13 protein-coding genes and 1 pseudogene are annotated in these 12,392 nt (G+C 70.5%); 6 read left to right on the forward strand and 8 right to left on the reverse strand.

Going from position 1 to position 12,392, the window contains the following annotated elements; genetic code table 11:
• Positions 1–18: 18 nt before the first annotated feature.
• Positions 19–849 (reverse strand): hypothetical protein, encoded by an 831-nt coding sequence (locus tag M2157_RS06060; RefSeq protein WP_280860757.1) that lies wholly within the window; start codon positions 847–849, stop codon positions 19–21.
• 155 nt (positions 850–1,004) lie between these two features.
• On the opposite strand from M2157_RS06060, the gene M2157_RS06065 reads away from it, so the two are divergent.
• Entirely contained in the window at positions 1,005–1,673 is a 669-nt protein-coding gene (locus M2157_RS06065) for a TetR family transcriptional regulator (RefSeq protein WP_280863710.1), read from the forward strand.
• Between the two features lie 51 nt (positions 1,674–1,724).
• On the opposite strand, the gene M2157_RS06070 is transcribed toward M2157_RS06065, so the two are convergent.
• Positions 1,725–2,177 (reverse strand): hypothetical protein, encoded by a 453-nt coding sequence (locus M2157_RS06070; RefSeq protein ID WP_280864660.1) that lies wholly within the window; start codon positions 2,175–2,177, stop codon positions 1,725–1,727.
• 236 nt (positions 2,178–2,413) lie between these two features.
• On the opposite strand from M2157_RS06070, the gene M2157_RS06075 reads away from it, so the two are divergent.
• Positions 2,414–2,827: a zinc ribbon domain-containing protein gene (locus tag M2157_RS06075; RefSeq protein ID WP_280860759.1), complete on the forward strand. Its 414-nt coding sequence runs from the start codon at positions 2,414–2,416 to the stop codon at positions 2,825–2,827.
• 39 nt (positions 2,828–2,866) lie between these two features.
• On the opposite strand, the gene M2157_RS06080 is transcribed toward M2157_RS06075, so the two are convergent.
• Positions 2,867–4,219 carry a Gfo/Idh/MocA family oxidoreductase gene (locus M2157_RS06080; RefSeq protein ID WP_280860760.1) on the reverse strand — a complete coding sequence of 451 codons (1,353 nt, stop codon included), beginning with the start codon at positions 4,217–4,219 and terminating at the stop codon, positions 2,867–2,869.
• Between the two features lie 186 nt (positions 4,220–4,405).
• Here M2157_RS06080 and M2157_RS06085 point away from each other — a divergent pair, with 186 nt between their 5' ends.
• The gene (locus tag M2157_RS06085; RefSeq protein ID WP_280864661.1) at positions 4,406–7,174 is read left to right on the forward strand and encodes a hypothetical protein; all 2,769 of its coding nucleotides are present in this window, start codon (positions 4,406–4,408) and stop codon (positions 7,172–7,174) included.
• Between the two features lie 93 nt (positions 7,175–7,267).
• Here the strand turns inward: M2157_RS06085 and M2157_RS06090 are convergent, their stop codons facing one another.
• Entirely contained in the window at positions 7,268–7,648 is a 381-nt protein-coding gene (locus tag M2157_RS06090) for a PPOX class F420-dependent oxidoreductase (RefSeq protein WP_057613028.1), read from the reverse strand.
• Between the two features lie 162 nt (positions 7,649–7,810).
• Here M2157_RS06090 and M2157_RS06095 point away from each other — a divergent pair, with 162 nt between their 5' ends.
• The gene (locus M2157_RS06095) at positions 7,811–8,611 is read left to right on the forward strand and encodes a class I SAM-dependent methyltransferase (protein ID WP_280864662.1); all 801 of its coding nucleotides are present in this window, start codon (positions 7,811–7,813) and stop codon (positions 8,609–8,611) included.
• A 205-nt stretch (positions 8,612–8,816) separates the two neighbouring features.
• Here the strand turns inward: M2157_RS06095 and M2157_RS49085 are convergent, their stop codons facing one another.
• Together M2157_RS49085 and M2157_RS49090 are read right to left on the reverse strand one after the other, a co-directional pair.
• A complete protein-coding gene (locus tag M2157_RS49085; protein WP_348541828.1) occupies positions 8,817–8,984 on the reverse strand; it encodes a winged helix-turn-helix domain-containing protein in 168 nt (55 codons plus the stop codon).
• On the reverse strand, positions 8,912–9,196 hold the full coding sequence (locus M2157_RS49090) for a hypothetical protein (protein ID WP_348541781.1): 285 nt from the start codon (positions 9,194–9,196) through the stop codon (positions 8,912–8,914). Before M2157_RS49090 ends, M2157_RS49085 begins: the two co-directional genes overlap by 73 nt.
• A gap of 164 nt (positions 9,197–9,360) precedes the next feature.
• Between M2157_RS49090 and M2157_RS06105 the strand changes: the two are divergent.
• Together M2157_RS06105 and M2157_RS06110 are read left to right on the forward strand one after the other, a co-directional pair.
• Positions 9,361–10,093 (forward strand): annotated as a pseudogene (locus M2157_RS06105) (hypothetical protein).
• A 274-nt stretch (positions 10,094–10,367) separates the two neighbouring features.
• Entirely contained in the window at positions 10,368–11,738 is a 1,371-nt protein-coding gene (locus M2157_RS06110; protein ID WP_280864664.1) for an alpha-lytic protease prodomain-containing protein, read from the forward strand.
• A gap of 41 nt (positions 11,739–11,779) precedes the next feature.
• On the opposite strand, the gene M2157_RS06115 is transcribed toward M2157_RS06110, so the two are convergent.
• Together M2157_RS06115 and M2157_RS06120 are read right to left on the reverse strand one after the other, a co-directional pair.
• A complete protein-coding gene (locus tag M2157_RS06115) occupies positions 11,780–12,037 on the reverse strand; it encodes a hypothetical protein (RefSeq protein WP_280864665.1) in 258 nt (85 codons plus the stop codon).
• A gap of 54 nt (positions 12,038–12,091) precedes the next feature.
• On the reverse strand, positions 12,092–12,277 hold the full coding sequence (locus tag M2157_RS06120) for a hypothetical protein (protein ID WP_007386663.1): 186 nt from the start codon (positions 12,275–12,277) through the stop codon (positions 12,092–12,094).
• Positions 12,278–12,392 lie beyond the last annotated feature (115 nt).

Below are 12,392 nucleotides of genomic sequence, written 5' to 3' on the forward strand. Positions count from 1 at the left end.
GTTCGCCCGGGCGTCCGCTCACCCGGAAGCGGAGCCGAGGAAGCCGTGCAGGGATGCCTTCATCGCCGCGACGAAGGCATCCCTGCCCTCGTCGTCGAGGGCGTCCAGGGACAAGTACGGATTGAGGTCCTCCAGCTCGACCAGCAGAAGTGCGCCGTCCGGGGCCCGGCAGGCGTCCACGCGCTGGATGCCGTGGCCGAGGGCGTTCCAGTGGATGAAGCGCCGGGCGAACTCCAGGTCCTCGGAGGTGGGCCGGTACGGCTCCAGCGCCCAGCGCCGGTCGGCGTGCGGGGCGTAGAGGGCGTACTGGAAGTCGTGGTCGACGAAGTAGAAGGACACCTCGTAGGCGAAGTCGACGCAGGGCTGGACGAGGACGTGCCCGTCGATGTGGTCGCGCACCTCGTCGGCGGGCACGATCCGCAAGCCTATGGAGTCGGCGCCGAGCCTGGGTTTGACGACGTACCGGTCCGTCCCGGGCAGCCGGTCCAGGTCCTCGGCGCGGTCGACGGTGGGGATGACGGGGTATCCAGCGGCCGTGAGGTCGAGCAGGTACTGCTTGCCTGCCATGTCGGCCTTGCCGGTCAGGGCGTTGTACACGCGCGTGCCGTCTCGCAGCGCCCGCTCGCGGAAGGCGTCGTACGCGTCCTGGTAGGCCAGGACCGGCCCGCTGTTGCGGACGACGACGGCGTCGAAGCCGTCCGCCAGCGCGGCGGCGTCCCGCGGATGGCACAGGGCGAGGTCGAAGTCCTCCCTGAGACGGGAGGTGAGAAAGATGTCCTCGTCGCAGTAGCGGCGCCCGCGGGCCTGGTAGGCCAGATCGGTGACGTACAGGAGGGTGGGGCGGGGCATGCGGGGCTCCTTGCGGGCGGGAGCCGATCGTATGCGGCGGCACTCCTCCCGGACAACGCACCCGACAGCACTCAGTTCCCTCGTAGGACTGCACCCAGTGCCATGTGACCGGTTCAGGTGCTACGTTCGCGACCATGAGCTCCACCAAGCCCGCCATGCGGGACGCGCTGGTCGCGGCCGCCTTCCAGCTGTTCCTGGAACGGGGGTACGAGCAGACCACCGTCGACGACATCGTCGCGCTCGCCGGGGTCGGCCGCCGCTCGTTCTTCCGGTACTTCCCGTCCAAGGAGGACGTGGTCTTCCCGGACCACGAGCGGTGCCTGGCCGACATGACGGCCTTCCTGGCCGCGAGCGACCCCGGCTGCGACCCGCTCGAGCGGGTCTGCGAGGCGGTGCGGCTGGTCCTGCGCATGTACACCGAGAACCCGACCTTCTCCGTGCAGCGGTACCGCCTCACCAAGCAGGTGCCCGGCCTGCGCGCCTACGAGCTGTCCGTGGTGTGGCGCTACGAGCGCGCCTTCGCGGAGTATCTGCGCGGGCGTCTTAAGGGTCTGCACGACGGGACGCTCCGGGCCGACGTGATCGCCGCCGCCGTGGCCGCGGCCCACAACAACGCCCTGCGCTCCTGGCTGCGCTCGGACGGGCACGGCGACGCCGAGCAGGAGGTGGAACACGCGCTCGGCTATGTGCAGGCCGCGTTCGGGGCACCTGGCGCGCCCTCCGCCGACGAGCCGCCCGAGGACGTGGTGGTGATCGTCTCCCGCCGCGGCGCCCCTCTGTGGCGCGTGGTCCAGGAGATCGAGTCCACGCTCGACCGGGACTGAGCCGGACCGGGCGGACGGCACAGAGAAGCGTGCCGTCCGCTCAGTGGCCGCTCAGGTCTGGCACTGCGCCGTGCCGGCGGTGGACCACCCGCTCCAGACGCCCCCGTCGGCGCGGGCGTGTACCCGGATCTCGACCTTCACGGGCCCGCACACCCGGGTCGAGCTTCCCACCTCCGTGGGCTCGACGGTCCCGCCTGCCGGGACGTAGGTGCGACCACTGCCCAGCTTCACCCAGTGACCACCGTCGACGACTCGGAAGAACGCCTCGTAGGCGACGTTCACCGCCCTCGGCCCCGTGTTGCGCGCCTTGACGTACGCCGTGATCTCCCGCGTGTAGATGCGGCCTTCCCTTCCGCGTTGGGCACTGATGCAGCCGTTGACGGCCACCCGGCCGGTCGACACACCACCGCCGCAGGCGACTGCCGCGGCGTGAGCGTTCGCCGGAACGGCCAGCACGGTGAGCGCGACCGCGCTCAGGATCGTCCCGATACGCCTGACATGCACAACCCTGCTCCCTTCAACTCTGATTACGTCAGAGGAACCATGACGGGTCGGGGCGTGGAGAGCAGCGGATCTTGGAGTTCTTCACTCCAACGGAAGATGAGGGTACCCAGTACCTTTACGGCTGACACTGAGTGCCATACGCTGAGGCCGTGCACGGTGGCACAGGGAGCCGCGCACGTCCGTGCACGGTTACCCGAGCACGTGGGATTCCGGCCGAGCGCAGGGAGTTGACCAGCGTGTACCACCACTCAGGAAACATTGCTCGTCAGACAGCCGGTTCCGCGACGGGGCTACTCGAGCCCGTCGCCCCGGCCACGGACGCGATCCTCTTCCAGCGCTGCACCTGGTGCGGCACGGCGATGTACCACCGCCTGCTGTGTCCGGTCTGCCAGGGCGGCGACCTGCGCACGGAGCGCAGCGAGGGCGTGGGCACGGTCCGCCACTCCACGGTGGTGCACCGCAACACCCCCGTCGCCCGCAATGTGTCGCTCATCGAGCTGACCGAGGGCTTCGTCGTCCGGGGCCGGGTCATGGGGCCGCCCGCCGCCATCCACAGCGGTGACCGGGTACGGATGTCGACGGCCAAGGACCCGGTCCGCGGCGAGCCGGTCTTCCAGCTGCTCGACGAGCCCTACCGCGCCTGGCACTGACGAGACGTCAGTCCTGCGCGGGATACCTGGACTTCGGGCTCACCAGGCCCCCGGGATCAGATCGCGCACCCGCACGGGCCGCCCCGTCTCGAAGCACCGGTTGGCGGCGAGCCCCACCCCCAGCGCCAGGGCGCCGTCCCGTTCGGTGGCCGTCGGGTGAGTCGCGGCACCGGCGTCCTCATGCACCGGGTCCGTACCGGGGTTTACGGGCCCGAAGAGCGCGTCGAGCATGCGTGGGTCTCCCCCGCCGTGCGCCTCGTGGGCGGTGACGAGCGGGACGTCGACCGGGGGCTGCCACAGGGGCCGCAGGGTCAGACGCGCGCCGCCCGCGTGGTCGGCCGCGCTGTCCCCGTGCACCGCGCCGCTCGCCGAGGTGATACCGGTCAGGGGTGCCTGCCAGCGGCTCTCCTCCACCTCCAGTTCCAGACGGCCCCCGCTGCCGTTGAACATGACCCGGTAGCCCTCCCACGGGGAGTAGGCGGTGAGGTGGTACGTCATCGTCGCGCCCCGGGTGTGGCGGACGAGGAGCGCCATGTCGTCCTCGATGGTGACGGGCCCGTCGAAGACATTGCGGTCGCGGACGTATCCGTCGTCCTGCTCGGCGTCCAGGTACAGGGCCCGCAGGGTGTCATCGGCGGCGAGGTCGAGGGCGAAGGGGTCGTCGGCGGCCGGATCCGCCCCGTGGGCCCGGGTGTAGTCGCGGCGCAGGCCGTGGCGTTCGCCCGCCTCACGGCCGTAGAAGCCGAGCCGTCCGTAGCCGAAGACGTCCTGCGGCGCGTCGGCGAGCCACCAGTTGACCAGGTCGAAGTGATGGCTCGACTTGTGCACCATGAGGCCGCCGCTCAGGTGCTTCTCGCGGTGCCAGCGGCGGAAGTAGTCCGCGCCGTGCCGGGTGTCGAGGAGCCATTCGAAGTGGACGGAGAGGACCTCGCCGATCGCGCCGTCGGCGATCAGGGCGCGGACCTTCTCGTGCACGGGGTTGAAGCGGTAGTTGAAGGCGACCGTGAGGGAGTTGCCGGTGGACCTGACCGTGTCCAGGATGCGGGCGCAGCGGTCCGCATCGACGGTCATCGGCTTCTCGGTGACAACCCGGCAGCCCGCTGTCAGGGCCGGGACGATGTAGCGGTCGTGTTCGGCGTCGACGGTGGTGACGACGACCTCGTCGATGCCCTCCTTGGCGAGCAGGTCGGCGAAGTGCTCGGGCTCCCACTGGGCGGCGGCGGGTTCGCCGGCCTCGGCGAGCAGCCGGTTGTGGAAGGCCATACGGGTCGGGCTGGGATCGCACAGGGCGGCGACGCGGTGGCCGGGGCGGGCGGCGAGGGCCCGGGTGAACAGCTGTGCGCGGTGGCCGGTGCCGACGACGGCTGCGCGGAGGTGGGGAGTTCGGCTCATGGAAAGCGCTTCCCCCGTCCGGTGATCCGCTAGTCCCCGCGGCTGCTCTGGCTTGATCGCATCGCTCGCCCGCGATCGGCGTCTGCTCACAGACAACCCACAGACGCCCCTCCCCCGTCCTAGGTGACGCGAGAGGCGCCCGGGACCGACGGGACGTCTGCGCACGGGGTTTTGAGGAGAGAACCATTGATCCGTGCCCGGCGAATATGTGTGACCGCCGTGGCGGTGCTGGCGGCCCTGGCGGGCTCGCCCGGACTGGCACAGGCTGAACAGCCGCCCGACTCGAGGCTGTTGAGCGCGACGGACGACAACTCACTTCCGCCCGGGTGGCGGATCGACGGGGAGAGCGGGGCGCGTGAGCTGGTCTGGCGTGCGCCGAAGACCGTGCCCATGGGGGATGCGCGGGTCGAGTTCCGTACCGGGGACCGGCTGCTCGGGGTGCCGAAGCCGGCGAGGGACGGGCGGACCTTCCGCCTGGCCCTCGACGAGGCGCGGCCCACGCAGCTGTCGGATCTTCAAGTGACGGCTGCGGGACGCCGGTTGGACGCGGCGGCCGAGGACACGCACAAGTCCCGCTCGCGCGGGGCACGGGTGCCCGCGCAGGCTCCGGCGAACGACGTCGATCCGGGCAGACCCGGCTCGTACCGCACCGTCACCGGTGAGTACGACCTCGACCCCGTGCGCCTTCCGGGGTTCGCCACCCCGGTCGAGATGCGCGCCCAGGTGGTGGCACCGAAGGCCGCCACCGGCAGCCGGCCGCTCGCGCTGTTCCTGCACGGCCGCCACAGCACCTGCTACAAGCCGGGCACCGAGGACGACATCACCGGCGACTGGCCCTGCGCGGACGGCTACAAGCCGATCCCCAGCGACAAGGGCTACCTGGCCGACCAGCAACTGCTGGCCTCCCAGGGCTATGTGACGGTGTCGATCTCGGCGAACGGCATCAACGCCCAGGACTGGCAGGCCGAGGACGCCGGCGCGCAGGCGCGTTCCTCGCTGGTACGGCAGCACCTCGCCCGCTGGGCCGACTGGACCGCTCACCGCTCCACCGCCCCGGCCGTGGTGCGCGAGGCCGCGAAGGCCGACCTCTCCCGGGTCCTGCTCGTGGGCCACTCGCGCGGCGGCGAGGGCGTCAACCGGGCCGCCATGGACAGCCTCTACCCGCCGCCCGCCGCCGAGGACGGCTACAAGGGCCCGGTGCGCTGGAAGGTGCGCGGGACCGTGCTCGTCGGACCGACGATCTTCGGCCAGAATCCGGTCGCCGACGTGCCGAACGTGACGCTCCTGCCCGGCTGCGACGGCGATGTGTCGGACCTCCAGGGCGAGGACTTCGTCGACGGGACCCGCGGGGTCAGCCGGGGCACCGCGCTGCACAGCGCGGTCTACATCGTCGGCGCCAACCACAACTACTTCAACAGCGAGTGGACCCCGGGTGAGGCCGAGGCGCCGGCCTCGGACGACTTCTGGGACGACCCCGAGCAGCCGGACCCGGTGTGCTCCCCGGGTGCCGCGACCCGGCTGACCGCCGCCCAGCAGCACAAGGCGGGCTCCACGTACATCGCCGCCGCGGCCCGGCTCTTCCTCGCCGGGGACGACCGGGTACGTCCGCTGCTCGACGGTTCCGGCAAGCGGGCCCCGTCCGCCGACCCGGCCCGGGTGCTGACCCACGCGGTCGGCGGCCGCCGCAGCGGTGGTTTCCTGCCGGACGGCGGGGCGAAGGTGACCGGCGCCCGGCTTTGTTCGGCGATCGACCCCGACCCGGCTGTGGCCTGTCTGGACCCGGAGACCCCCGGCTCGTCACCGCACTTCGCGTGGTGGGAGACGGCACAGGAGACCGGCCGCAGCGCGGTGGACCTGAAGTGGTCCGCGCCGGGTACGGCCGCGCGTATCACTCCGGCCAAGCCGCTCTCCCTCCATGGCTCCCAGAAGCTCGCCCTGCGGGTCTTCGTACCGCCGAACACCACCGGCACCAAGTTCGACGTGGCCGTCACCGACGCCTCCGACCGTCGGGTGACGCTGGGCTCGGTCCAGGTGGACGGGCTCCCGGGCTCCGAGAACACCGCCTCCTACTGGGCTCGGGAGCTGCGCGTACCGCTGACGGCGGCGAGCCGGGCCGGGATCGACCTCCGACACGTCAAGTCCCTTGAGCTGACGCCCCGTTCGCCGTCCGGGCGGGCCTGGCTGATGGACGCCTGGGGCTGGGCGCCCGGCACTCCCGCGGTGAAGGCGGCCGCACTGCCGCGCGTCGACGTGGGCCGCACGATCGTCAAGGAGGGCGACTCGGGCACCCGCACCTACCGGATCCCGGTCGAGATCTCCGGGCACGGCAGCGGGCAGGTCCGCGTGTACGTCATCGACCCGGACAGCGGCCGGACCGAGAACCGCCTCGTGACCGTACGGCCCGGCAGCGACACGATCGACGTGCCGGTCCAGGTGAAGGGCGACACGGTCTACGGCGACGACGTGGACCACGACATCGCCGTCAAGGCCGTCCGGGGCGCCGTCGTCGGCAAGCACCGGGGTGGGCTGACCGTCGAGAACGACGACCCCGAGCCGGTGATCACTCTGTCGCCGGTCGCGGACCGGGTGACCGAGGGAGAGACGCTGACCTGGCGGTTGTCCGTGGACGCGCCCACGGCGGTGGACATCTGGACGCCGGTGCGGGTGCTTCCGGTCACCGAGGGCGCCGAGCTGTCCACCAAGGACGTGGACCCGCAGTGGCTCGAGGACTGGTCCGGTGACGTGCCCGACCCGGAGCGGCCGCTGTCCGACGCGAACCTTTGGGTGTGGATGAACATACCGCCCGGCAGCACCAGCGTGGACTTCGTCGTGCCGACCGTCCAGGACCAGGTGGCCGAGCCGACCGAGTCGATGCGTCTCGTCCAGACCGACAGAAACGCCGAGCCGCTGCCCGACAAGCCGGTGCTGACGGGGACGGTGCTCGAGCGGCCGTGAGCAACCGGTCGTACGACGGGCCGTGAGCCCGATCCCGTACGACACTGCACGATGACCCTTTGTGCGGGGCCCGGTCCGACCGGGCCCCGCTCGTCACAGGGTGACGCGGATCCCGACCGTCCCGTCCACTCCGCGGCGCAGCCTGCTGCCGAAGAGCGAGAGCCGGCCGACGATGCCGTACTTCCGGGCCAACAACTGCCGGTAGCGGGCGGTGGTCGCCGCGTCGCAGATCTCCGCCGTGGCCGGGATCTGGTCGCCGGTCGGGTTGCCGCGCAGGTCGCAGGGGCCGACGAGGACGTCCGCGCGGGCCCGGATCCGCTTCACCTTCCAGGCGTCCGCGGCCGACCACACGCCGAGTGTGTCCCCGTCGCGGACCACCCACACGGGCGTGGCGACCGGGGTGCCGTTCTTGCGAAAGCTGGTGAGCAGCAGATACTTGCCCGCGCCGAGCCGCTCCAGCTGCGTGTCGTCCATGACGGAAGTCTAGGCAGACGCGATCGACCTGTGCAGATGCGGTACGTGATGCTGGTCGTGGAGCACCCGCAACGCGGCGGCGATCCCCATGCCCACGTCCTTGCTGTTCAGCCAACCGTTAACCGGTGGCATCGACAGCCGCCCGTCCCTACTGTCCGGATCATGGATGACACCGATGCCCCGCCGCGGCTGACCCGACTCACCTTCCATGGCCCCCTCTCCGAGGACCGGGCCGCCGGACTGATCCGTCAGCTCACCGACGGAGTCAGCCCGACCGCCCCATCCACGGTGCTCGATATAGGTTGTGGCTGGGGAGAGTTCATGCTCCGTCTCCTCGAGGCCATGCCCGGCGCGACCGGCGTCGGCGTCGACCTCAATGAGGACGACCTCGCCCGCGGACGCGCCAACGCCGAGATACGGGGGCTGGCCGAGCGCGTCGACTTCGTCCGTGAGTCCGCTGTCGACACCGCCCGAGGCCCCGCCGACATCGTTCTGTGCTTCAGCGCCAGCCACGCTCTCAGTGACGCCCAGCCACCGGAGCACACCACCGCTGCACTGCACGCCCTTCGCCGCCTGGTGAAGCCCGGCGGCCGTGTCCTTCTCGGCGAGGGCTTCTGGCAGCGTCCACCTGCTCCGAGCGAGTTGTCGGCCATGTGGCCGGAAGCCTCAGCCTCCGAGTTCCACAACCTCTGCGGCCTCGTCGACCTGGCCATCGCCGCGGGCTTTCGCCCTGCCTGGATCGAGTCTGCAAACCCTGACGAATGGGATCACTTCGAGTCCGCCTATCAGTCCGACGTCGAGGAATGGCTCGCCGCCCATCCCGACCACACCCTGGCGAAGGAGACCCGCGACCGTGTGGATCGCCATCGCAGTATGTGGCTCAGGGGTTATCGCGGCGTCATGGGCCTGGCCTATTTGACCCTCGTTCCCGTGAAACAAGGAGCCGCTTCAAGCTCCGCTTGACCAGCGACCAGACGCCGCCGTCTTGGGGATGAGATCTGGTGTGTACACAGGTTGTTCCACATCATCACGATCGACCCGCCGAACTGGAGGTACGCCTGGACGGTCAGATCCCGGTAGTCCTGCCAGCCCAACCCCGAGCCCCGGCCGTCAACCCGCACCACTGGGGTGCGGCCTACCCGGCCCCAGGTCCCTGGCCCGCGGGGCCTCATCGACTGACCGGCTTCGTCCTCAGAGACCATCCAGGCACCGCGGGCCGCCGCTGTGTTTTTACCCGCGGCCGCATGTCCTTCTTCCTCAGCTCTACCGCCGCGTCAGCACGAGCGATCGCACGGCGGGCCGGTTGCTGCCAGGACCAGCCGTGGCCCCGCAGCAGCGCCCACGTACCCGTCCTCCCAGCCGTGAGACAGTGGGCCGCGTACCAACTCCCTTTCCAACCGTGCCACCTGAGCCGCGGGCAACCTCGGGCGGCCCGGCGATCCCCTCGAAGCCATGCCTGCTGCAAAGCCTTCGCGCCACGGATCGCTCCGACACCCGCAACGCGGCGGCGACGCCCCGGTTCGTCTCCCCGGCATCGAAACGGGCCACGGCTTCCAGCCTGATCCTTCCCGAGCCGCTCTCTCGGCGTCGGTCAAACCGCCGCCCTGCGGTTCCTCACTGATTCCTGGACAGTCCGCAGCATCTGCTCCGGCACAGCCTGATAGCCTGCGATCTTCGCCGGTCACCCGGACGGAGTCCCCCGGCGGGTCGCCATGTCACACCACCAGCAGCTGATGACAGCCCTCGATGCACTGGACCGCGCCTTCGCCTCTGAAGAGCCGTTCCCCGTCGGGGGTTGCACGTACTGCTACGGCGAGGAGGGACTCGCCCAACTCTCCAGGCCGCTGCACCTCATACCCGACGACATGGTGTCCGCGGCAGCCGGAGAGGTGCCCAGCCACTGGGACGACTTCCCGCGTCTCTACCGCCGTCTCGTCCCGCGCATCATCCGCCCCCTTGTCGCCGGTCAGTTCCACGTCTCCGAGGAGCTGATCGCGAGCCGCCTGGTCGAGGCGGGCTGGAGCACCTGGGACGCGCCCCTGGCCGACGCACTTCGCAACGTCTGGACCGCATGGTGGCAGGCCACCTTGCACACCCACCCCAGCCCGGTGTTCATCAGGGACACCCTCGGCCTCATCACCGTCGCCACCGACAGCCTGCGCCCCTGGCTGGACATATGGACCGCCACCCGGACCCCGGCCGCCGACGCACATTTGGCGGACCTGATGGTCGACGTGCTGTTCGAGTACGAGATCACCGACCTGAGCCTGGGGTTCTACAGCGAGTACCACGCCCACCGCGGAGCTGGTGGAGTGGCTCCTCACCGATGTGCGCGACCGTGTCACCGACTCCCGTCTCGACGACCCGGACTTCATTCACCACCTCCAGCAGCTGATCAGCGCTCCAACTGACGCCTCAAACGACGCGGTTCACAAGGAGCACTGAGCGCCCCGGCGGAGGGGGCGTTCGAGGTGTTCGTCGTCGGTGAAGGCGGTACAAGTTCAGCAGCATCGCCGGCCGAGCCAGGCCCCGGATGCGCGGGAATGCGGCCAACACAGGCCTGAGCGCGGCTGGTTGAGACACCTCAGGAGGATCCCGCGACACAGGATCACGGGCTGTCGTGAACGCGCCCGGCCCCTGCCACGTATGCAAGGAGGGCACTCAACGACCGGAGGGCCCTGCGGTGCAGACACCGCTTTTTCGGGTTCGGGAGCCATGCATGAGGCACGCACGACGACGGGTCGTCCGGCGAGTGACACGGCTGGCGGCAGTCGGCGGACTCCTCCTGGGAGGTGCGATGGTCACGCGCGCCGTCGCGAGCGAGACTCCCCCCATCACCGCCGTGCCGCACACCTACGCCATGGAGGCCGGGCAGACGGGGGCGGATCTGGTGTCACGGCTCGGCTCCTCCCGTACGGCCGGCACCTGGATCGGCACCGACGGCAAGCCGGTCGTCGCGGTCACCGACGAGCAGGCGGCCGCCGAGGTGCGCGAGGCGGGCGCCAGGGCGAAGGTCGTCGGACACAGCATGGACGAGCTCAAGTCGGCGACGAAGACGCTGCGTTCCGCGCCCCGGGTCGCAGGGACCGCCTGGTCCATGGACTACCGGACCAACGAGGTGGTGGTGCGGGGGGACAGCACGGTCTCGGCGTCCGACTGGTCCGACATGACCAGGGTCGCGGACGGTATCGGCGGCTTCGTCCGCATGGAGCGCACCGCGGGCACCTTCGCTCCCCGCCTGAACGGGGCGCAGCCGATCCTGTCGACCGGCGGACGCTGTTCGGCGGGCTTCAACGTGACGAACGGGCAGAGCGACTTCATCCTCACGGCCGGGCACTGCGGTCCCGCCGGTTCGATCTGGTTCGCCGACACCGGGGGCAACAACCAGCTCGGCAAGACGGTCACCCAGAGCTTCCCGGGCAACGACTTCTCGCTGGTGCAGTACGCCGACGGGAAGGCGGGCGACGGAGCCGGTGTCGTGTTCATCGGCAACGGCAAGGGCGTGCAGATCACCGGCGCGGGCGATCCGTCCATCGGGCAGCGGGTGTTCCGCAGCGGCAGCACGAGCGGGCTGCGCGACGGTCAGGTGACGGCCGTCAACGCGACGGTGAACTACCCGGAGGGCACGGTCACCGGCCTGATCGAGACGAACGTGTGCGCCGAGCCCGGGGACAGCGGCGGTCCGATGTTCTCCGAGGGGATCGCGCTCGGCATCACCTCGGGCGGCAGCGGTGACTGCACCCAGGGCGGTACGACGTTCTTCCAGCCGGTGACGAAGGCGCTGACGGACCTCGGCATGCAGTTGATCGTGTCGAACCCGCCCGCCGCCTCCGGCGGGGCGTCTCCCTCTCCGTCGGCCACCTCGGCGCAGGGCTCGATCGCTCCCGGTGCCGCCTCGCCCGGTTCCTCGGCGGCGGTGGAGGGGGCACAGGGCACGCCCCTGCTGAGCCGGCTCACCGACACCCGGAACATCGGGCCCGGTCTGCTGGTCGTCGGGGGAAGTCTGATCGCGCTGGTGGCGACGCGGTACATCCGCTCGGAACAGGACCGCAGGGCGTATCAGCGGTACTACTCGGCGACTTGGGGGTGAGCCGCCGGGTTCTTCGTCCCGGGCCGAGCAGGACAGGTTGTTCATCCCAGACTCAGCAGGACCGTGGCGACCCCCGCCCCCGCGAGGCCCACCACCTGCTTCCGGCTCAGCCGCTCGTGCAGCAGGGCGAGTCCGAGGATCACGGGGAGGGCCGGATAGAGGGTGACGGCGGCGAAGTGGGCGCGGCGGGACAGCAGACCGCCGGTGGTGGGGGCACCTCCCGGTTCGAGCGAAGCCGAGAACTGGGGGACGACGATGCCGTATAAGACCGCTGAGGCCAGTGCGAGGAGAGGGCCCATCCCGTCAGGGGTGCCCAGGGACGGGGCGGTGATGCCCCGCGTCGATCGTCGGGGTCAGGCCGCCCGGACCGGCTGCGGAGCGGCGGCGGCCCACTCCAGGACGAGCCGCTGGTACTCCTCACGCTGCTCGCCGCTCAGTGTCCCGCCCGCCCGGCGCCACAGGGCCCGGATCTCCTCGTTGACCTCGTCGGCCGATCGATCGGTCACGGGTTCAACAGTGGTGGACATGGTGTGAAGCATACGGCTCCGGAAGTGAAGGCGCCGTGAGTAATCACATCAGAAAAGGACATACCGGACCGTGTTGCTGATCACGTCCATCTGACCAAGGCGCGTGCTGTCAAGGGGCGTGACCCGG

This window comes from Streptomyces sp. SAI-127, from assembly GCF_029894425.1.
Taxonomy (GTDB): Bacteria; Actinomycetota; Actinomycetes; order Streptomycetales; family Streptomycetaceae; genus Streptomyces.

Bases quoted from the DNA above. Each gene is read 5' to 3' on its own strand.
- M2157_RS06060 (WP_280860757.1), bottom strand. From the start codon at position 849: ATGCCCCGCCCCACCCTCCTGTACGTCACCGATCTGGCCTACCAGGCC.
- M2157_RS06065 (WP_280863710.1), top strand. From the start codon at position 1,005: ATGCGGGACGCGCTGGTCGCGGCCGCCTTCCAGCTGTTCCTGGAACGG.
- M2157_RS06080 (WP_280860760.1), bottom strand. From the start codon at position 4,219: ATGAGCCGAACTCCCCACCTCCGCGCAGCCGTCGTCGGCACCGGCCAC.
- M2157_RS06090 (WP_057613028.1), bottom strand. From the start codon at position 7,648: ATGGACGACACGCAGCTGGAGCGGCTCGGCGCGGGCAAGTATCTGCTG.
- M2157_RS06095 (WP_280864662.1), top strand. From the start codon at position 7,811: ATGGATGACACCGATGCCCCGCCGCGGCTGACCCGACTCACCTTCCAT.
- M2157_RS06110 (WP_280864664.1), top strand. From the start codon at position 10,368: ATGAGGCACGCACGACGACGGGTCGTCCGGCGAGTGACACGGCTGGCG.
- M2157_RS06115 (WP_280864665.1), bottom strand. From the start codon at position 12,037: ATGGGCCCTCTCCTCGCACTGGCCTCAGCGGTCTTATACGGCATCGTC.
- M2157_RS06120 (WP_007386663.1), bottom strand. From the start codon at position 12,277: ATGCTTCACACCATGTCCACCACTGTTGAACCCGTGACCGATCGATCG.